This is a genomic window from Gymnodinialimonas sp. JB5-7 (assembly GCF_055693405.1).
Genome location: NZ_JBVFUX010000012.1, coordinates 222,522 through 241,476, shown reverse-complemented (window position 1 = coordinate 241,476; position 18,955 = coordinate 222,522). Strand labels below are relative to the sequence as shown.

At 62.5% G+C, this 18,955-nt stretch carries 22 protein-coding genes and 3 pseudogenes; 8 read left to right on the top strand and 17 right to left on the bottom strand.

Going from position 1 to position 18,955, the window contains the following annotated elements:
- Nucleotides 1–2: 2 nt before the first annotated feature.
- The 6 genes and pseudogenes from ACZ1HK_RS08865 to ACZ1HK_RS08840 all read right to left on the bottom strand — a co-directional run bounded on the left by ACZ1HK_RS08865 (nt 3) and on the right by ACZ1HK_RS08840 (nt 4,427).
- On the bottom strand, nt 3–818 hold the full coding sequence (locus ACZ1HK_RS08865) for a hypothetical protein (RefSeq protein WP_472628407.1): 816 nt from the start codon (nt 816–818) through the stop codon (nt 3–5).
- Nucleotides 815–1,873, bottom strand: coding sequence for a GSCFA domain-containing protein (locus ACZ1HK_RS08860; RefSeq protein WP_472628406.1), 1,059 nt, complete (start codon nt 1,871–1,873; stop codon nt 815–817). Before ACZ1HK_RS08860 ends, ACZ1HK_RS08865 begins: the two co-directional genes overlap by 4 nt.
- Before the next feature lie 10 nt (nt 1,874–1,883).
- The gene (locus tag ACZ1HK_RS08855) at nt 1,884–2,579 is read right to left on the bottom strand and encodes a CoA transferase subunit A (protein ID WP_472628405.1); all 696 of its coding nucleotides are present in this window, start codon (nt 2,577–2,579) and stop codon (nt 1,884–1,886) included.
- A gap of 73 nt (nt 2,580–2,652) precedes the next feature.
- Nucleotides 2,653–2,883, bottom strand: a complete 231-nt coding sequence (locus tag ACZ1HK_RS08850; RefSeq protein ID WP_472628404.1) for a hypothetical protein — start codon at nt 2,881–2,883, stop codon at nt 2,653–2,655.
- Nucleotides 2,884–2,899: 16 nt separating this feature from the next.
- Nucleotides 2,900–3,328 carry an imm11 family protein gene (locus ACZ1HK_RS08845; protein ID WP_472630808.1) on the bottom strand — a complete coding sequence of 143 codons (429 nt, stop codon included), beginning with the start codon at nt 3,326–3,328 and terminating at the stop codon, nt 2,900–2,902.
- A pseudogene (locus tag ACZ1HK_RS08840) lies at nt 3,328–4,427 on the bottom strand (class II histone deacetylase). Before ACZ1HK_RS08840 ends, ACZ1HK_RS08845 begins: the two are co-directional and overlap by 1 nt.
- 43 nt (nt 4,428–4,470) lie before the next feature.
- On the opposite strand from ACZ1HK_RS08840, the gene ACZ1HK_RS08835 reads away from it, so the two are divergent.
- Entirely contained in the window at nt 4,471–4,872 is a 402-nt protein-coding gene (locus tag ACZ1HK_RS08835) for a TraR/DksA family transcriptional regulator (protein ID WP_472628403.1), read from the top strand.
- Here ACZ1HK_RS08835 and ACZ1HK_RS08830 read toward each other — a convergent pair.
- Together ACZ1HK_RS08830 and ACZ1HK_RS08825 are read right to left on the bottom strand one after the other, a co-directional pair.
- Complete coding sequence (locus ACZ1HK_RS08830; protein ID WP_472628402.1) at nt 4,869–5,108, bottom strand: hypothetical protein; 240 nt, start codon at nt 5,106–5,108, stop codon at nt 4,869–4,871. The two genes, ACZ1HK_RS08835 and ACZ1HK_RS08830, sit on opposite strands and share 4 nt — an antisense overlap.
- A gap of 9 nt (nt 5,109–5,117) precedes the next feature.
- On the bottom strand, nt 5,118–5,504 hold the full coding sequence (locus tag ACZ1HK_RS08825; protein WP_472628401.1) for a thiol-disulfide oxidoreductase DCC family protein: 387 nt from the start codon (nt 5,502–5,504) through the stop codon (nt 5,118–5,120).
- Nucleotides 5,505–5,611: 107 nt separating this feature from the next.
- On the opposite strand from ACZ1HK_RS08825, the gene ACZ1HK_RS08820 reads away from it, so the two are divergent.
- Entirely contained in the window at nt 5,612–6,322 is a 711-nt protein-coding gene (locus ACZ1HK_RS08820; RefSeq protein ID WP_472628400.1) for a M48 family metallopeptidase, read from the top strand.
- Between the two features lie 100 nt (nt 6,323–6,422).
- Complete coding sequence (locus ACZ1HK_RS08815) at nt 6,423–6,773, top strand: LIC10280 family protein (protein WP_472628399.1); 351 nt, start codon at nt 6,423–6,425, stop codon at nt 6,771–6,773.
- Here the strand turns inward: ACZ1HK_RS08815 and rimO are convergent.
- Nucleotides 6,770–8,137 (bottom strand): 30S ribosomal protein S12 methylthiotransferase RimO, encoded by a 1,368-nt coding sequence (gene rimO / locus ACZ1HK_RS08810; RefSeq protein WP_472628398.1) that lies wholly within the window; start codon nt 8,135–8,137, stop codon nt 6,770–6,772. The two genes, ACZ1HK_RS08815 and rimO, sit on opposite strands and share 4 nt — an antisense overlap.
- Nucleotides 8,138–8,265: 128 nt before the next feature.
- Here rimO and ACZ1HK_RS08805 point away from each other — a divergent pair, with 128 nt between their 5' ends.
- From ACZ1HK_RS08805 to ACZ1HK_RS08795, 3 genes are read left to right on the top strand one after another with little or no spacing between them, the layout of a single operon-like run.
- Nucleotides 8,266–9,159 (top strand): AsmA family protein, encoded by an 894-nt coding sequence (locus ACZ1HK_RS08805; RefSeq protein WP_472628397.1) that lies wholly within the window; start codon nt 8,266–8,268, stop codon nt 9,157–9,159.
- Nucleotides 9,120–10,094 carry an AsmA family protein gene (locus tag ACZ1HK_RS08800; protein WP_472628396.1) on the top strand — a complete coding sequence of 325 codons (975 nt, stop codon included), beginning with the start codon at nt 9,120–9,122 and terminating at the stop codon, nt 10,092–10,094. Before ACZ1HK_RS08805 ends, ACZ1HK_RS08800 begins: the two co-directional genes overlap by 40 nt.
- 2 nt (nt 10,095–10,096) lie before the next feature.
- On the top strand, nt 10,097–10,603 hold the full coding sequence (locus tag ACZ1HK_RS08795; protein WP_472628395.1) for a transglycosylase SLT domain-containing protein: 507 nt from the start codon (nt 10,097–10,099) through the stop codon (nt 10,601–10,603).
- A 123-nt stretch (nt 10,604–10,726) separates the two neighbouring features.
- Here the strand turns inward: ACZ1HK_RS08795 and ACZ1HK_RS08790 are convergent, their stop codons facing one another.
- On the bottom strand, nt 10,727–11,083 hold the full coding sequence (locus ACZ1HK_RS08790) for a glyoxalase superfamily protein (RefSeq protein WP_472628394.1): 357 nt from the start codon (nt 11,081–11,083) through the stop codon (nt 10,727–10,729).
- Nucleotides 11,080–11,657: pseudogene (locus tag ACZ1HK_RS08785) on the bottom strand (GcrA family cell cycle regulator). Before ACZ1HK_RS08785 ends, ACZ1HK_RS08790 begins: the two are co-directional and overlap by 4 nt.
- 137 nt (nt 11,658–11,794) lie before the next feature.
- Here ACZ1HK_RS08785 and ACZ1HK_RS08780 point away from each other — a divergent pair.
- Entirely contained in the window at nt 11,795–12,850 is a 1,056-nt protein-coding gene (locus tag ACZ1HK_RS08780) for a serine hydrolase domain-containing protein (RefSeq protein ID WP_472628393.1), read from the top strand.
- Here the strand turns inward: ACZ1HK_RS08780 and ACZ1HK_RS08775 are convergent.
- From ACZ1HK_RS08775 to ACZ1HK_RS08755, 5 genes and pseudogenes are all read right to left on the bottom strand, one after another.
- A pseudogene (locus ACZ1HK_RS08775) lies at nt 12,819–13,672 on the bottom strand (DMT family transporter). The gene ACZ1HK_RS08780 and the pseudogene ACZ1HK_RS08775 overlap by 32 nt on opposite strands.
- A gap of 110 nt (nt 13,673–13,782) precedes the next feature.
- Nucleotides 13,783–14,709, bottom strand: a complete 927-nt coding sequence (argF, locus tag ACZ1HK_RS08770; protein ID WP_472628392.1) for an ornithine carbamoyltransferase — start codon at nt 14,707–14,709, stop codon at nt 13,783–13,785.
- A gap of 86 nt (nt 14,710–14,795) precedes the next feature.
- Nucleotides 14,796–15,986 carry an acetylornithine transaminase gene (locus ACZ1HK_RS08765; RefSeq protein ID WP_472628391.1) on the bottom strand — a complete coding sequence of 397 codons (1,191 nt, stop codon included), beginning with the start codon at nt 15,984–15,986 and terminating at the stop codon, nt 14,796–14,798.
- 81 nt (nt 15,987–16,067) lie between these two features.
- Nucleotides 16,068–16,556: a PaaI family thioesterase gene (locus tag ACZ1HK_RS08760; protein ID WP_472628390.1), complete on the bottom strand. Its 489-nt coding sequence runs from the start codon at nt 16,554–16,556 to the stop codon at nt 16,068–16,070.
- Between the two features lie 246 nt (nt 16,557–16,802).
- Nucleotides 16,803–17,327, bottom strand: coding sequence for a Crp/Fnr family transcriptional regulator (locus ACZ1HK_RS08755; RefSeq protein ID WP_472628389.1), 525 nt, complete (start codon nt 17,325–17,327; stop codon nt 16,803–16,805).
- A 62-nt stretch (nt 17,328–17,389) separates the two neighbouring features.
- Here ACZ1HK_RS08755 and ACZ1HK_RS08750 point away from each other — a divergent pair, with 62 nt between their 5' ends.
- Nucleotides 17,390–17,971 (top strand): Spy/CpxP family protein refolding chaperone, encoded by a 582-nt coding sequence (locus ACZ1HK_RS08750; RefSeq protein WP_472628388.1) that lies wholly within the window; start codon nt 17,390–17,392, stop codon nt 17,969–17,971.
- 26 nt (nt 17,972–17,997) lie between these two features.
- Here the strand turns inward: ACZ1HK_RS08750 and metF are convergent, their stop codons facing one another.
- Nucleotides 17,998–18,864, bottom strand: coding sequence for a methylenetetrahydrofolate reductase [NAD(P)H] (metF, locus tag ACZ1HK_RS08745; protein ID WP_472628387.1), 867 nt, complete (start codon nt 18,862–18,864; stop codon nt 17,998–18,000).
- Nucleotides 18,865–18,955 lie beyond the last annotated feature (91 nt).

Genomic DNA, 18,955 nt, shown 5'->3' with positions numbered 1-18,955 from the left:
GATTATCCCTCCTGGTTCTGCGGTGCAGCGGTGTCTTGGGTGAGTGCTAGCGCAAAGGCGCGGAAAAGCGAAGCGCCGAAATCGGCGTTCATGTGACGGTGATCGTTGAGCATGCGCCCCTCGTTGCGGAAGTCCATGGAGCCGTGGCCATAGGGTTCTTTCGTCAGGAACGGGGAGGCGATGGTCTCATCCGGTTGGGGGACGAAGATCATGTCTCGGGCCAGGAGCGCTTTGGTGAGCGCCGTGCGGTAGAGGGTTTGGATGCGCGCAGCCTCCGGGTGATGGGCCATGGCGGCATAGGGCATCTGATGGTGCTCGCCCTTGGGGACGACGGCAGTCGTTGGGTAGGGGGCGAGGGCGACGTGAATGGGCAGATCGGCGAATTGGGCGCGGAGGTGGTCCGCGCGGGTGGTGATGGCCTCTTCCATGGCGCTGAGGAAAGCGGGTTCAGACAGAAGCGCGCGGCCGGTGCGGGCGGGCCAGTCGGCGATGTCGTACGAGGCGGCGGTCCACAGCGTATGGGGCATGCCGAGTGTATCGCCGATGACGAGGATGTGGTCGAAGGCGGTGAGGTCGATGGTGGGCGCGCCATTCACGCGGCGGGCGAGTTTCATGGCGCCGTGATCGGCGCGGTCCGGGCCGAAATGGCCGTCGCTCATGTGGGCGCTGTCAAACTTGCCGCCGGGCAGGCCGAAGCAGGTGACTTGGAGATGCGGATGTTCGGCTGCGATCTGCGCCTCCGCGTATTTCACGGCGCCGATATTGGAGGTGCCTACGACTGCTATTTTGCGCCGCTCCGGGCCGACAGCTATCTTCATTTGGCGGTGTCCGGGGCGAATGCGTCGAGGAGGATATCCTCACAAATCGCGTCGTCAGCAGGGTCGGCGTTTGGCGCTGTGTCCTCGGCTGCGTTCTCCTCTTTGCTGAGGCTATGGGCCGCGAGGAACGTTTGCATGATCTGCGCCACAATCTCTGGCCGGACGGAGCGGAGGTCTTCGGCGAAAGGGCTGGTTGTGTGGGCGGGGGACGTGACAAGTTCGTAGGAGGGGAAGTAGTCGATCCGGTCGGAGCTTTCGCACAGCATGTCACAGACGGTGCGCAGGATGGATTTCGATCGGACGGTTGCGGGAAGGACGTGCTGGCCCGAGGCGGTGGCGGCCAGCGGCACGGGGCTGACCGTCAGCAGCCATTTGAGATCCGGGTTGATGTCAGACAGCGCCTCTTCCAAGGCGGTGAAATCGTCGAGGATGTCGGCGACGCCGTAGTTCACGAAGTGAAAGGTGTCGGGGTCATAGTCGCCTGCGATGGTGCCTGGGGCGGTGGGGTAGACGGTGCCGCTGGCTTTGTTTTCCCAGGCTTCGGTCAGGCCGAGAGTGAAGACGATTATGTCGGCTTGTGAGAGCGCCTCGGTTACCGCTTCGAGGTGCTGCGCGCGCATTTCCATGACTAGGTCGGCGGAGGCGAGACCGTCGGGTTCGACGCCGGGGCGTTGGGCATCCCAGAAGCGGCCGTCGCGTTCCCAGACGGGCAGGGCGGGCTGCGCGCCGTTCAATTCGTCAATGAGTTGGCGGAATTGTTTGACGGTGTAGAGATTGCCGAAGCGGGCGGAATAGACGCCGTAGCCGAAGCGCTTGGCGGTCTCAGGCGGCAGGCCGCGGCGGGCGGGCTCTGCATCGATCACCTTCATACCGGCGGCTTTCATGGCTGCGCCGACATGTTGGGCGAAGCAGGAGCCTGCGGTGAAAACGCGGGTCTCTTGCGTGACCGGGAATTTCGGGCGGTAGAAGTCGGGCGGGAAGGCGGATGCGCCTGCAACGCCCCCGCGCCAGAAAGCGCGCTGGGGCAGGCCGGAATAGGGGGAGCGGGCGCTCACGCGGCCCGCCCTATGCGGCCCGTGTCGTCCGCTGTTCGATCCGCTTTTCGTGCTCACCCTGGATCAGGCGGTGCACATAGATGCCCGGCAGGTGGATGGCGTCGCCGTCCAGTGAGCCGGTTTCCACGATTTCCTCAACCTCAAGGATACAGATCTTGCCGCACATGGCGGCGGGCGGATTGAAGTTGCGGGCAGTCTTGCGGAAGACGGCGTTGCCGGTGGCATCGGCCTTCCACGCTTTCACGATGGAGAGGTCGGCAAAGATGCCCTCTTCGAGGATGTAATCCTCGCCATGGAATTGCTTCACCTCTTTGCCATCGGCGATCACAGTGCCAACGCCCGTCTTGGTGTAGAAACCGGGGATGCCCGCGCCGCCTGCGCGCATGCGTTCGGCGAGGGTGCCTTGGGGGTTGAACTCAAGCTCCAGCTCACCCGACAGGTACTGGCGCATGAATTCGGCATTTTCGCCGACATAGGACGACATCATCTTCTTGATCTGGCGCGTCTCAAGCAGTTTGCCGAGGCCGAAGCCGTCGACGCCTGCATTGTTGGAGGCGACTGTGATGTCCTTGGTGCCCGCCTCGACGATGCCGTCGATCAGAAGCTCGGGGATGCCGCACAGGCCAAAGCCGCCCGCCGCGATCAGCATGCCATCGAAAAGGACGCCATCAAGGGCGTCCTTGGCTGAACCGTAAACCTTTTTCATGGCTTGCATCCTTTGCAGTGCTGCGTTGCGGCGCAAAGTGGCGAAAGGGGCGGGTGGTGTCAACGCGGCGTGGTCAGTGCCGCATCGGTTTGGCTTTGAACCCTGCAATGCGCTTTGGCCCCTTTGGGTTGAGCGCGGCCCACAGTTCGTCGGAGCACAGGATTGCTTCGCCAAACCTCTTTTCGCGCCAGAAGTGGCTTCTTCCCGTGAGACGCGCCGGATCATAGACGACTTTCTTGCCGGTCTTGGCTGGCCCCAAATAGTAGTCAAGGTAGCGCGTGATGATCTTGGACTTGTCTTGCACCCAAATCTTCCGCCCCTCAGCTTCCACATACTCTCCGCCATAAGTGGCACGAAAAGCTGTTCCGGCCTCGCATATTGAGGTCTTCGGCACGAGTGATGTTCAGCAGAAACCATGGCCCTTCGATTTCATCGCCGTTGCGCCATGTGACTCGTAGCGGAAAGAATTGATGCTGGCCGGGGTCGAAGGTTTCGATGATGTCGGCTAGGACGCCATGAATAACTCGGCCGTGGTTTCCAGTCGTGAAAAAGAAGGGGAGTTTGCCGGTGCGAGCGGTGATTTTCAGGTGCTCAGGCACTTCCCACGGAACAAGTTCTTCGCCACCCATTTGGAATGCGCGGGTGATACGAGACCGATGTGACACGTCCGGGATCTTCGCATCCCAATACTGAAACTGGCCCATGCGGGAATTTCGCCCGGATTGCGCCTGGTCGATGACGTAGACCATCAATACCCCAGCGCCTCCTCCATCTCGGCAATCAACTGGCTGACATAGCGATTGAAGCGGTCGGTGGGTTGCTGGCCTTCGAATTTCTGCTGGAAGGGGTCCGGGGCGTGGATGTCCGACCCGCTCATGCCCTCCAGCACCGCGTGGGCGAGGAAGGGGACGTGAACCTCGGAATAGCCGCCTTCATGTGCCATCATGAGGTGACCGTCGCAGAGAGTGTCGGCAGCCTCCATCGCCATGTCGGTGAGGGCGCGGAAGGTCTCGGATGAGGTGATCATGCGCGACAAGAGATCGACGAGGCCCGCATCGAACCCACAAGCAATGACGATTGCGTCGGGCTGGAAATCGTGGAGCGCGGGAAGGACCAGGCGTTCGAACGCCTCGACATAGCCCACATGGCCGGTTCCGGGGGGCAGGGGGATGTTGAGGTTGAAGCCTTCGCCAGCGCCAGATCCACGGTCGGCGAAATCGCCCGTGTCGAGGGGGTAGTTGCGTTCTTGGTGGAGGAAATCGTAAGCGTGTCGGCGCGGTCGTAGTAGATGGCCTCTGTTCCGTTGCCGTGGTGGACATCCCAATCGATGATGGCGACACGGTCGGTCAGGGCCTCGGCCCGGGCGGCCTCAACCGCGATGGCGATGTTGGCGAGTAGGCAAAAGCCGTTCGGGAAATCCGGCAGGCAATGGTGGCCCGGCGGGCGCGACAGGGCGTAGGCGTTTTGGTGGGTGCCATTCAGCACACTTGCGAGCGCGGTTTTGGCAAGGCCGGCCGACAGCGCTGCGATCTCATAGCCGCCCGGCCCAAAAGGGGTGCGCAGGCCAAGCTCCCCTCCGCCGGCATCGGACATGTCTTTGAATTGGCGCAGATAGCTTTCGGGATGCACGCGCAGCAGATCGTCGTGCGTGGCGGGATCGGCGCTTTGCGTATCCAGCGTCTCCCACAGGCCGGTGACGCGCAGCAGGTTCACCAAGCGTCGCTTGGTTTCCGGGTTCTCGGGCAGGCCACCGCCGGGTTGGATCAGGCCACCAACCTGCAAAAGACCCGCATAATTCCCGCCGCCGTGCCAGAAGCAGCGTTCATCCCAGAAGAAACCAGTTGTCATGTAACCCTCCGTCCTCGGGGCACTATTGGAGGAAAGGGAGCAGGTGGCCAGCCCCTCCTCGCTTGCGCTCCTCGTGGCCGGGGTGAGAGAGTGGGGCATGGATGAGCCAAGCGACGCAGAATTGGAGGCCCGCTACCGCCCGGCTTTGGAGGACGAACGCGCGGCGTTGAGCGCGCAGACGGCGCAATCGGCGGACGCACGGCAGGTGGTTGAGTTGGATCAGCAGGCCGTTGGGCGGTTGAGCCGGATGGACGCTTTGCAGGGGCAGGCCATGCAAAAGGGTCTGGAGGCGCGGCGGGCAGCCCGGCACCGGGCCATTGACGCGGCGCTTCAGCGTTTTGCAGACGCTGAGTTCGGCTTTTGCGAAGACTGCGGCGATTTCATCGGTCATGGGCGATTGGGCGTTGACCCATGTGTCACGCGCTGCGTGTCTTGTGCCGGTTAATCGGGGGATCCCTGCAATTGATACGCCCCTTCCGGCAGATCGAGCGCGGCGGCAAGGTCGCGGACTTGCGCCAGGGACAGCGTGATCGTGCGCATCTGATCGGTGCGCGGATCGGCCTGTTGCAAGGTCACGCATTCCTCAAACGTTGAGATGATAACGTCCTCGAGTAAGGGCGCATCACCTTCATCGACAAGGGTCACGATGGTGGCGTCGAATTCGTGTTCAATCGTAAACATGGGCCCACGCTATGTGCGGGGGACGGCCTTGCCAAGCCTCTCTCGCCGCCGATGCAGGTGATAGAGGAGCGGGGCGGCCAGACGGTCATAAGCAATGGCGGCCACGGGCCGCAGGATGGGCAAGCCGACCAAACGGGCCAGCCAGCGCAAACCTGGAAGGTTGCGCCACACGGCCTCGAACGCGGCAAGGCCCGAGACCATGGTCCCGTCGGGCAAACGCGCGTGAAGCCGTCGCTTGGCCTGATCCGGGGTCAGGGACCATGCGCCAAGATCTGCCTCGTGCAGATCAAGGAACGTCAGCGCCGCATCTGTATTCACGGCGCGTGCGCGATAATGCGCAATCTCGGCCGCGCAAATCGGGCAGCGCCCATTGTAGAGGATGAGTGTGGCTGTCATCGGCGATGATATAGGCGAAGTCTTCATGGTGCCCAGTATGTCCCGTTTCCGGGCTGGACGTCGGGCCAGAGCGGGTTAGGCTCAATAGCCAGAAGACTGGAGATTTCATGCGCCTTTTGATGATGCTGATCACGCCCCTCGCCCTGGGGGCCTGTGTGACGACCGCCCCGACGCCGACCGTGTTGCCATCTGAGGCGCAGATCCCCGAAGCACCGACCGGCGTGCCGGTGTCCGTTGCCCGCGCCATTGAGGTGACTGAGCGGATGGAGCCTGTGGCCGAAGCCGTGTGCCGAGCGGAGACGCCGGGGCGGAACTGCGATTTTGACATCGTTGTGCTGCGCGATCCGCGATACGGCGTGAACGCGTTTCAAACGGTCGATCCCGACAATGGTCGCCCCGTCATCATTCTGACGGTTGGTCTGATCTACGAAGTGCGCAGCGCGGATGAGCTGGCCTTTGTGATCGGGCACGAAGCGGCGCACCACATCGCGCAACATATCGACCAGCAACAGGGCGCGGCCGAACGCGGCGCGCGCATTTTCGGGAATACTGCGATCCAACGGGGGGCGAGCCGGGAAGAGGTGATTGAAGCAGCCAATCTGGGCGCGCTTGTGGGTTCGCGTCAGTTCAGCCAATCGGCCGAGTTGGAGGCCGATGCACTGGGCACGATCATCACTTGCCGTGCCGGCTTTGATCCGGTTCAGGGCGCGGAATTCTTCAGCCAATTGCCGGACCCGGGCGAAAACGTGCTGGGCACCCATCCTCCCAACCGCGAACGGGTGCGCATTGTCCGCCAGGTTGCCGCGCAACGGTGCTAAGGCGCCGAGGGGCGGATTTAGGGGCGGGGAAACCGGAATGGAGCCTTTGACGGGTTTCGTGGCAGGGTGGCGCGATACCCCCTCTGTCAGGAGCACTCAAATGATCCGCATTTCCCTTCTTCCGCTTGCTGCCGCCGCACTGTTTGCCGCAGCCCCCATCGCGCAGGCGCAACAGCACATTCTGGGCGACTACTACGCCTATGGCCGCAATGCCGACGGCTCGGCCTATAGCGGCACGGTCGCGATTTCCGGCAATGCCGACGGCACCGTGAGTGTCGATTGGAGCGTTGGCAGTTCCTATTCCGGCGTTGGCGTGCTGAACGGGGACGTTCTGACAGTGGAATGGGGGGCCGATCATCCGGCGTTCTACATCGTCATGCCCGATGGTGAGCTGCACGGCACATGGGGCGACGGCGTCGGGCTTGAGCTTTTGTCGCGCAATCCGCGTTAAGCCTTCACCCGACCCCACAAATCATAGTCACTGGCCTCGTCCACCTCGACCGTCACAAGGTCGCCGGGGGCGAGGTCGTCGAAGCCTTCGTCGATGAAAAGGTTGCCGTCGATCTCTGGCGCGTCGGCCATCGTGCGGCAGGTGGCGCCTTCAGAGTCTACCGTATCGACCAACACCTGCATCGTGCGCCCGACCTTTGCAGCCAGCTTGGCTTCGGATATCGCTTGCGCCTTTTCCATGAAGCGATCCCAGCGCTCTTGCTTGACCTCTTCCGGCACGTGATCGGGCAGCGCGTTGGAGCGTGCGCCATCGACATTTTCGTATTGGAAGCACCCCACACGGTCGAGTTGCGCTTCGTCCAGCCAATCCAGCAGCGTCTGAAACTCGGCTTCTGTCTCGCCGGGATAGCCGACGATGAACGTGGAGCGTAGCGTGATGTCCGGGCAGTCGCTGCGCCAAGCGCGGATTTCGTCGAGCGTGCGCGAGGCGGCAGCGGGGCGCGCCATGCGTTTGAGCGCGTCGGGATGGGCGTGTTGGAACGGGATGTCGAGATAGGGCAGCAGGCCGTTGGCGGGATCGGCCATCAAAGGGATCAGCTCGCGCACATGGGGATAGGGGTAGACGTAGTGCAAGCGTATCCAGGCACCCAGTGTGGATAAGTCACGGGATAGATTGAGGATTGGAAACTTCTCATCCCGACCCTTCCAGTCCGTGCCATAGGCTGAGGTGTCTTGGCTGATCACGAGGATCTCTTTCACCCCGGCCTCGATCAGTTTCTCAGCTTCGCGCAGGATTGCGTGTTGCGGGCGGCTGGCCAGCTTTCCGCGCATGTCCGGGATGATGCAGAATTTGCACTTGTGATCGCAGCCTTCTGCAATCTTGAGGTAGGCGTAGTGGCGTGGGGTGAGTTTGACGCCAGCGGGTGGCAGAAGGTCGATGAACGGGTCCGGCGCGGGTGGGACGGCATCGTGCACGGCGTCCAGCACCTGTTCATATTGATGTGGTCCGGTCACGGCGAGAACCTTGGGATGCGCGCCGGTGATGTAGTCGGCCTCGGCCCCCAGGCAGCCCGTGACGATCACCTTGCCGTTGGCCTCCAACGCCTCACCAATGGCATCGAGGCTTTCGGCCTTGGCACTGTCGAGAAAGCCACAGGTGTTCACGATCACCGCATCGGCCCCAGCATAATCGGGGCTGATCGCGTAGCCTTCTGCGCGCAGGCGGGTCAGGATGCGTTCACTGTCGACAAGCGCCTTCGGGCAGCCCAGGGACACCATGCCAATGCGTGGCTGGCCGGGCCGGGTCGCGTCGGGCACGTCTGCGCGGGCGAGGTCCGGGCGGAGATTGGGAGGGTTTTGAGCCATGGCGTTCGCTTTATCGCGGGCGCGGAGGATGGGAAAGCCCCACATCTTCGGCAAGCGGTCGCCCATGGCGCAGGTTTGGGATGGGCGTGGCGCGCGGGGCTGGTTAATCTGTGCCTGAGGCAAAGACGATGACACGAGCAATGCGACTACTTTCCGGACTGATCGGGGCCCTTGTGGCTCTGGCACTGCTGATTGTTGCGGTCTTTCTTTTGATGCCCGCGGAACGTCTGGCGCAAATTGCGGTTGACCGGCTGGCGGCGGAAACCGGGCGCGAGATCACGATAGAGGCCGCGACGCGGCCCGTGCTGTGGCCCGATCTGATGATCACGGTCGACGGGCTGGAAGTTGCGAACCCATCCTGGGCTGGAACACGCCCGCTGTTACGGGCTGAACAAGCCACGCTGCAAGTCGGGTGGCAGGCGCTTTTCGGCGGGGATGGAGGGGTGGACAGCCTTGATCTGTCGGGCGCCGATCTGACGCTTGTGCGCGCAGATGATGGACGCTTGTCGTGGCGCAATGGCGAAGCCTCGCTTTTGCCTTTGGTCCTGCGGCAGGCTGAGATGCAGGGCGGGCGCGTGCGCTACCTTGACCGGGCGGCGGGCACGACGCTGGATGTGCGTCAGGTCACTGCTTCCATTGATCTGAACGAAAGTGCCGGTGGCTCTGCCGCGTTTGTCACGTCCGGCGTGGCGAATGGCACCTTGATGGAGCTTTCCGGCACCATCGCGCAGGCGGCAGAGTTCTTTGAAGGGGCGTCGCAGCCGGTGCGGCTGGATCTGCTGTGGGATGAGGGCAGCCTGCGCTTCAACGGAACGGCGGCCCTTGGCGGCGCGGCGCAGGGGATCTGGTGCTGCGCGCCCGGGATATTTCGCCGGTTGCAAGCCTTTGGGCAGGCAATGTGCCCGACAGTATTGCGCGGTGGATTGGCAATGAATTGGCGGTGCGCGGGACCGTGTCCGTCGCGACAGGCGGGTCGTTTCACTTGCGAAATGGTATCGTCGAACTGGGCGACACCCAGTTAAACGCAGCACTTGATCTTATCCCTGGCGAAGACCGCCCTCTGGTGCGCGGCACAATAACCGGTGGTCGGATCGGGTTCGGTCCCGAGTTCGAATTTTCCTCTCTGGTTGCGGATGGCACGTGGTCGCGCGACCCCATCGATGTGAGTGGTCTGTTCGACATGGACGCCGATCTGACCGTGCGAGCGGACGGTTTGGGTGTCGGGCCTGTGACCCTTGAAGGGTTGGACATGCGCGTGGCGCTGACGCGGGGGCGCATGGTCTTTGATATTGCGCAAATCGGTTTGGCCGAGGGGCAATTGGCGGGTGAATTCGTCATCAACGGGCGTGGCGGGCTGTCGGTTGGCGGAGACCTGTTGCTGGCAAATGCGCAGGCTGGCCCGCTTTTTGAGGCTTTGTCGGGGCATGCACCTGTGGAGGGGCGCGGCTCCGCCTCCGTCGAGTTCTTGGGGGTCGGGGACGATCTGTTCGCGCTTGTCGATGGGCTGGAAGCAGAGGGTGACGTGTTGATTGGGCAAGGGGCGCTTTCGGGTGTGGACCTTGCTGGATTGGCGCTGAATGCAGACGCGCCGGGGGATACAACTGAATTTGACAGGGTCGTAGCTGAGTTCCGGGTGCGCAGCGGTGTTGTGATCACTGAGGATTTGATGTTGGACGGGCCCTGGGGCAGCTTTACGGGCGCGGGCCAGATTGATCTGGCAGAGCGCAGCATGGACTATCGGCTGGAGCCGGCGGCCTGGCCTGAGCGTGAATTGCCCGTGCCCGTTCTGATCAACGGGCGCTGGGGCAATGTGGAGGCCGTGCCTGATGCACAGGCGCTGGCGGACTTGGCCGCAGCAGCGGCGGCGGACCGGGCGCGCGCGGCAGAAGTTGCGCGATTGTTGGGCGGGCCGATCGCGCCGAGTGAGCCGGACCCGGAAGTGGAAGTAGAGGAATGAGCATGCTGAGACCTGTAGTGATCCTGAGTGCCTGCCTGGCGCTGTCGGCGTGTGGCGGCTTTGGCCTGTTCGGTGGGCGCGACGATGCACCCGCTGCTGCGGCCCCGGTTGCGGACCTTTACCCCGGTGAAACGCCGCAGATGCGTGCGCTGGTCAACGAATATGCGGCGCGCCACGATATACCGGTCGCGCTTTTGCACCGTGTGATCCAGCGCGAAAGCGATTACCGCGCCGATGCACGCAATGGGCCGTACTACGGTTTGATGCAAATCCTGCCGGAAACGGCGCGGGGTATGGGGTTTCAGGGCCAGCCCAATGACCTGCTCGATGCGCGCACCAACCTTGAATATGCGGGCCGGTACCTGCGCGGTGCCTGGCTGGTGAGTGACGGGGATATCGACGCGGCTGTCATGTGGTATGCGCGCGGTTATTACTACGAGGCGCGGGACAGGTGCCTGCTGGTCGCAACCGGGCTGCGAGAGCGCGAGGTCGCGCGGCACTGCCGATGATCCGCCGGGTGACGCTGTTTGGCCATTGGCCAAAGGCGCCCCACCCGCCGTCCCGTGCTTTAGCTGAATTCCTCAAGATCCGGCGCTTTGCCGGGCGCCAATCACAATGGCTTGAACGTTCCCTTACATCCGCTGGCAAAAGATCAGGCGGTTGTAGAACGGGTCCACGACGCTGACTTCGCGAAAGCCGATGCCGGTCTCGTTGATCCCGGGCCGAAGTCTTTTGTGGCCGCGTGCTGTGATGTCCGCGTGAAACGCCTCGATATCGTCCACCTCGATGCGCAGGGCTGCACCGGGGGCGGCATCGCCGTGATGCTCGGAGATATGCAAGACACAGGCACCACGTCGCACCTCAAAATACAAAGGCGCTGCCGCATCAAAGCGGTGTTCAAAAGTGATCTCGAAGCCAAGGTAGTCGACGTAGAACGCCTTTGCCTCGGCCTCGGAGTAGCTTCGAAGGATCGGGATCGGCGCGTTCAACGGCGCCGGTCGCGGCGGCTGCTCATGGGTTGGAAGGCCACGCCGACATGGGCATCGCAATAGGGTTTGCCCTGTTGCACGGGCAGGCCGCAGAAATAGAAATCCTCGGTCGCCGGATCACCAATGGGCCATTTGCACACGCGTTCGGTCAGCTCCATCAGGCTGATTTTCTTGGCGTGTTTTTCCACTTCATTGACCTTGGCAAGGGCCTCAGGGCTGATCTCGTTGGCCGAGGGCTGCGGCGGCAGTGGCTGACCTGCGGGCGCGATTGGCTTGCGCAGGGGGTCACGTTCGACGGGCGCGGCGCAGGCGTAGGTGCGGGATCGGCTTTGGGGGCCGGTGCAGCCTTTGGCGCAGCCTCGGCCTTGGCGGCGGGTGCCTCTTTCGCGGCGGCGGGCTTGGACGGAGCTGAAGTGCCACCGCCACCGGACCGGTTCGACAGGCCCAGACGGTGTACCTTGCCGATCACGGCATTGCGCGTAACACCGCCCAATTCCTTCGCGATCTGGCTGGCCGACTGGCCTTCGCCCCACATCTTCTTCAACAATTCGACACGTTCGTCGGTCCATGACATGGCAGTGCGTTCCGATCTTTTGGGCGCGAGGACCGCGCGGCGGATTGGGTTCAGCCCGCTCATATGGGGCGGGTCGACCTGAAAAGGAAGCCCTATTCTATCTTGCGGGCCAGCGGAGGCAAGACGAAGGTGGTGCGATGAGATCTCTGGCGCTGACATTGATGGCCATCATGGCGTGGAATGGACCGAGTGCGGGGCAATCGCTGCCCCAAGACGTGGCGGACGCACTTGCCGAGGAGGCAGGCATTCCCGCCGCGACGGCAGGGCGGGTGACGGCGGACTTTCTGGATTTCGCGGTTGCGGGTCAGCGCGTGACGGGTGGAGAAGCCCCGACTGCTCGGTCGGACGCATGGCATGTCGGATCATTGACCAAGTCCATGACGTCAACGCTCGCGGCGCGTCTTGTGGAGGACGGGCTGATTGAGTGGACTAGCACGATCGGCGAAGTGCTTGGTCCGTCAGTTCCTGAAATGCAGGAGGATTGGCGTGACATAACCTTGGCGCAGCTTTTGACGCATGCCGGTGGAATGGACGCCAATATGGGCCTCATCCGGTCTGTCATTCTTCTACAGCGACCAAGGGAGGCGTATGTGCGCGCGGCACTCTCAGACCAACCGCTCGAAGCTCCGGGTGGGTTTCTGTATTCCAACGCTGGCTATGTGGTGGCCGGGGCGATGCTTGAGGCGGCGGCGGATGCCTCATGGGAGACCCTGATTACGAGTGAAGTGTTCGAACCCCTTGGATTGGAAAGCGCGGGCTTCGGCGCGCCGCAGGGGGACGCGCTTGAAGGGCATCGGCCAGGCTTGTTCGGTGGATTGCGACCTGCGGGACAGGGCACGCGCTCAGACAACATTCCAGCGATGGGGCCCGCAGGCCGGGTGCATCTGAATACAGAGGATATGTTGCGTTATCTGCGTGCGCATCTGTTGCAGGATCGTGGTTTTCTCTCCGAAGAAAGTTGGGACATGCTGCACAGCGCCGTCGGACCCCAGAACTATGCGATGGGCTGGGGCGTTGGCGAAGATGGGACGCTGGTGCATTCCGGGTCGAATACGATGTGGTATGCGGTCGCCTTTATAGACCCTGCCGCCGGGGAGGCCGTGTTTGTGGCCGTCAATTCCGGTGATCTGGAACAAGTGGCGGGCCCAGTGGATGAGGCGCTCAGGTCGCTTCTGTCGAGCGCGCCTGATTGACCCTTTCGCGCCAAGCCAGAAGCGCCGCACCGGCGATGATGATGCCCGCGCCAGCGATGGAAAGGCCGGTTGGGATCACGCCAAAAATGACAAGGTCATAGAGCGCGGCAAAGACCAGTGTGAGGTAGGAAAAGGGGTCACGAAGCTTGCATCAGCCCGTGCCATCGAGTTCACGAAACAGGCCTGAGCGGCGGCCATGAACAGGCCCAGTGCAGCCAGCCCGCCCCATTGCGCGGGTGTCGGCGCCTGCCAAACGGCGAGGACCGGCACGCAAATGATCAGCAATCCCAGTGAGTTGTTGAGGAACAGGATCTGCACAGGCCGCTCGCGCCCGGCAAGGCGCTTGATGAACGTCAACTCCAGCCCCAGCACAACGGCCGCGCCAAGGGCAAGAAAAGCCCCGATCTGAATACTCCCAGAGCCGGGACGGATCAGCATAAGGGCGCCGGCGAAAGCGATGGCGGCTGCAAGCCACCGCCATTTGCCCACCCTCTCGCCCAGTAGGGGGATGGCGAGGATCATGCCGAAGACCGGGTTCAGAAAACTGATCGCCGTGGCATCGGCCAGTGGGATCGCAGCAGCGGCCGCGAACATGAGCGTCACGCCCGTCGCCCCGCACAGCGTCCGCCCGATATGCAGGCCCAGATGCGGTTTCGTGAAGTGTGGGCGTGTGACTGCCACGAAACTGCCAATCGCGAGCCACGCGAACAGGAACCGCCCAAACGTGACCTGAAACGGGTGCAAGGCGGGACCGAGTGCGTCTGTACCAAGCGCCTTGGCGATCAGAGTGGTCGCCGCGATGAAGGCGGTGGCGCAGAGCATGAAGAGGATTGCCGTGCCGGGCGCTGGTTTTAATCGGCGCTGTCGTAAGGGCAGCTGATCGGATTTGCGGGGCGGGAGGCATGGCGCAGAACGCGGCTAGGATCCTGGCCCTAAACCCCAAGGCAATGCCGCATGATGGCCTTTTGCGCGTGAAGGCGGTTTTCGGCCTCATCGAAGATCACGGAATGCGGGCCGTCCATGACGGCATCGGTTGCTTCTTCGTTCCGGTGCGCGGGCAGGCAATGCATGAAGAGCGCGTCGTCATTGGCGTGGGCCATCAACGCGTCGTTCACTTGATAGGGGCGCAGCTGGTTATGGCGGCGTTCGCGCGCGGTCTGGCTGTCGTGCATGGAAACCCAGGTGTCCGTCACGATCAGATCGGCGCCGCGGACAGCCTTTGCCGGGTCACGTTCAATCTCGACCGAGACGCCTTTGGCGCGGGCCGCATCAAGAAAAACCTGTTCCGGGTCGAGCGTTTCGGGGCCGGAAAAGGTCAGGTTGAACCCGAACTGCCCGGCGGCATGGGCGAAGGACGCAAAGACGTTGTTGCCGTCCCCGCACCAGACCACCTTCTTACCCTTGATCGGGCCGCGATGTTCTTCGAACGTCATCACATCCGCCATGATCTGGCAGGGATGCGTGCGGTTCGTCAGGCCGTTGATCACGGGGACGGAGGCATGCTCGGCCATTTCCAGCAGGACCTCCTCCTCAAACGTGCGGATCATGATGAGGTCGACATAGCGGCTGAGCACGCGCGCGGTATCGGCGATGGTCTCCCCATGGCCGAGCTGCATTTCTGAACCGCTGAGCACCATGGTTTGCCCGCCCATTTGACGTACGCCCAGGTCAAATGACACGCGCGTGCGGGTCGAGGGTTTTTCAAAGATCAGCGCGACCATGTGGCCCGCAAGCGGTTGCTCGGCGTCCGGCGTGCCTTTTGGGAGGCCGGCGCGTGCCGTCTTCATCTCGATCGCGTGGTCGATGATGTGGCGCAGGTCATCCTGGCTGGTTTTGTGGATGTCGAGGAAATGGGTCATGTGTGCGTGCTTTTTGCTGGTGGAGTGCACCCGGGGGCCAGCCCCCGGACCCCCGAGGTATTTTTGACCAATGGAAGACAAGAGCGCTACTCGGCGGCAGCGCGCCCTTCCAATGCGGTGGCAGCGGCATCCAGGCGGGTGATGCCTTCGCTGATTTCGTCCTCGGTGATGGTCAGCGCGGGCAGGATCCGGACCACATTGTCGCCTGCGGGGACGGTCAAAAGGTCATTGTCATAGCCTGCATTGACCACATCGAGGTTTGTGGCTTTGCATTTGAGGCCAAGCATCAGGCCGGTTCCGCGTACCTCTTCGAAGATATCCGGGTGGGCGGCGACAAGACCTTCGAGTTTCTGGCGCAGGAAGCCAGCCTTGCGGTTTACGTTATCCAGGAAGCCGTCAGAAGTGATTTCATCCATCACCGTTGTGCCGACCGCGCACCCAAGGGGGTTGCCGCCATAGGTGGAGCCGTGGGTGCCCGCGGTCATACCCTGGGCGGCATTTTCAGTGGCCAAAAGCGCGCCGAGGGGGAAGCCGCCGCCGATGCCCTTTGCGACCAGCATGATGTCGGGCGAGATACCGGCCCATTCATGGGCGAAAAGCTTGCCCGTCCGGCCCATGCCGCATTGGATTTCATCCAGGATCAGCAGGTGACCATGTTCGTCGCACAGATCACGTAGGCCCTTCAGGCATTGGTCGGGCAGCGGTTTGATGCCGCTTTCGCCCTGGATGGGCTCGACCATGATCGCGCCGACATCCGGAGCTGCGGCTGCTTCACGCAGGGCGTCATGGTCGCCGAAGGGGATTTGGCGGAAACCGGGGGCGAGGGGGCCGAAGCCTTTGACCAGTTTCTCTTGCCCGGCCGCAGAGATTGCGGCGAGGGACCGGCCGTGGAACGCGCCCTCGAAGCAAAGGATCGTGGTGCGCTCAGGCTCGCCAACGGCATCGCGGTATTTGCGAGCCATCTTAATGGCGAGTTCCGCGCTTTCCGTGCCGGAATTGCAGAAGAAGACCGTGTCGGCGAAGGTGTGTTCGACCAGCCGTTCCGCCAGCGCCTGCTGTTGCGGAACGGTGTAGAGGTTCGACGTGTGCCAGAGTTGATCTGCCTGATCCTTCAGCGTCTGCACCACCTTGGGGTGGGCGTGGCCCAAGGCCATCACGGCGATGCCGCTGGCGAAATCCAGGAAACGTCGGCCATCCGCCTCGATCATCCATGCCCCTTCGCCTTTGACGAAGGAGAGGTTGGCGCGGCTGTAGCTTGGCAGGACCGGCGAGATCATTGGCTCGTCTCCATGGGTTCAAAAGAAGGCGTGGGTTTGCACGGGCGCTGACCTCAAGTCAATTCACGGATGCTGATGGGGTCAAGTGATTTGCATGATCAGGCAGGTGGTGGAGCCTGTGGCATAGAGCTTGCCTGTTTCTGCATCGCGGATCGTGCCTTCGGCGACGCCGGTGGTGCGGCCTGCATGGGAGACTGTGCCTTCTGCGATGATCTCAGTCCCAATCGGGATCGCGCGGGTGATGTTCACCTTGTACTCCAGCGTTGTGTAGGCGGAGCCCTTGGGCACTTTCGTCATCACGGCGCAGGCCATGCAGCTGTCCAGAAGGGTGCCGTACCAGCCGCCATGGACGGTGCCGATGGGGTTCATGGACTTGAATTCAGGCGTGCCACGGAAGGTGACGCGCCCGTCTTCGACGCTGGCGAGGCGGTAGCCGAGGGTCTGGCTTATGGGTGGGGCGGCGAGGGTGCCGTTCAGGATACCAAGCATGAAATCGAGGCCGGACATGGAGAGCGTTTGTTCGCGGGTGGGGAGGCCCTCGATGGTCTCGGCGTAGTGGTGTTGGGGCATGGGTGGCGGCCTCTAGGTTCCTCGGTCGGAGGTATGAGGCCATGGGTGTGGGGCGGGCGCAAGGGGGCGTGTGCAAGGTTGCTCACGCGTGATCAGGGTGGATTTTGGAGGGTGGATTGAATGAAATCAATGGGTTAGGATTTCTGATATTTCTACAATTGTAGAAATGATTTTTGGCGCATCGCGATTGCTTTTTTGCCAATGCGGCGGGGTTGGCCTCTGACAAATGCGCAGGGCAGACATCAGTCAGCTTTTGCGGCGCCGAGACAATTCGCGATACAGCGCTTCGCGGCTGACCGAGAGTTCGTGCGCCAATCCCTGCCACTGCCCCTTCGGAGGCAGCGAGCCGTATTCGGCTAACCACGCGTCAAGCCGAAGGGCCACGGTCTTCAGGCTTCGGATTTCACTAAGCATGCGAGACCGTTGAACCCCGCGGGCCAGGTGTGACGCCCAAGCTTCGGCAAAATCCGCATCGGACCTAAGCGCGTCGAGGAAAGCCCCTTGCGACACACACGCCAGAACAGTTGGTTCGGTTGCCATGCAATCGCAATGATAGCGGGCCGCGTAAACCGACGCTTCGGCAATGATCTGTCCAGAAGATGCGCGTTGCAGAACGATGGGATCTCCCGACGGCAAGTGCCGGATCAGTTCGGTGCGCCCACTTTGTACGAGGAATACCTTGGAGACCGGCGCGCCCGCTCGGAAGAGTGTATCCCCGGCCTCCATCTTGCGAACAGGTGTCTGGTCGAAAACAAAAAACGGCTGCCACATGATCACAATCATATAGGGCTGACCCAATTCGGACCATAAGCAATCAATCAAGGAGGACTTAAATGTTACGCCCCATAGTCTTTGCGACTGCGTTGATTGCGGCCTCGTCCGCTGCGACGGCACAAACCAATACCCAGCCCTACCAAGGGTTTGAGCGGCGCGAGATCACCAGCCTGTCCGATGAAGACATTGCGGTATTACGGGAAGGGTCCGGTTGGGGTCTTGCCTTGCCGGCGGAACTCAACGGTTTTCCTGGCCCGGCGCATGTATTGGAATTGGCGGAGGATTTGGCGCTGACGGATGCGCAGTCGCAGCGCATTCAGGCGATCTACGAGGCGATGCGCGCCGATGCGATTGCGCGCGGGGAGGCCCTGATCCAAGCGGAGCGGGCATTGGACGCAGGATTCCGGTCAGGCGCTTTGGACGAAAGCGCACTCAGGGCCCTGATCAACGCGGCAGAAACGGCCCGGGCTGATCTGCGTTTTGTCCATCTTTCCAGGCATTTGATGACCTTGGACGTTTTGGAGCAGGACCAGGTGGCGGCCTATGCGGTATTTCGAGGCTATACCTCGGACCCGTGTGCGGCCGTGCCTGAGGGGCACGATCCGGCGATGTGGCAGCGACACAATGGATGCGAAGGCTGAGGCGATGCCGGGCCCGTGTGCACGGCTCACGCCACCTCGGCGAGCGCCACTTTCGGCGCGACCCCCAGCGCGGCGCAAACATCGCGGGTCAGTTCGGGTTTGTTGAGCGTGTAGAAATGCAGGTCTTCGACGCCGCCATCGATAAGGTCGGAGCAGAGCTCGGTGCAGATAGCGGTTGAGAGCAACTCTTCACGGTTGTCTCGGATTGCGGCGTCGTAGGCATCGTCGAGCCATGCGGGGATGGTCGCGCCGCAGCGCTCAGCAAAGCGGCGGGTGTTGGACCAGTTCTCGATGGGCAGGATGCCGGGGAGGAACGGGGCGGTGATGCCTGCCGCCGTGCAGGCGTCGCGGAAGCGGAAGAAGGTCTCGGCCTCGAAGAAGAACTGCGTGATGGCGGAGGTGGCTCCGGCGTCGATCTTGCGTTTGAGGTAGTCGACGCAGGCTTGCATGGACGCGGCCTCGGGGTGTGGGTCGGGGTAGGCGCCGACGCGGATTTCGAATTTGCCGGTTTTGGCGAGGGCTTCGATCAACTCGACGGAGGAGGCGAAGCCGTTTTCGTGCGGTGCAAACCCGTCGGACCCCTTGGGCGGGTCGCCACGCAGGGCGACGATCTGGGTGACGCCAGCGGCGGCGTATTGGTCGGCGATCTCCAGCGTCTCGGCCTTCGTGGCGTCCACGCAGGTCAGGTGGGCGGCGACGGGCACGCCGAAATTGTCGTGGATCGTGGTGACGGCCTCATGCGTCAGTTTGCGGGTCGTGCCGCCCGCACCGTAGGTGACGGACACGAATTCCGGCGCCAGCGGGGCCAAAGTGCCAAGCGTGTCCCAAAGGCGGAAGGAGGCTTCGAGGGATTTTGGCGGAAAGAATTCGAAAGAGACGCGCGGAGTGGCCATGACGGTTCAGGTCCTTGATAAGTCGCATTCGGATGTCGCATAGAGGGCTGGTGAAGCCAAATTCATAACTCTCATCATGAATATGAGTTCC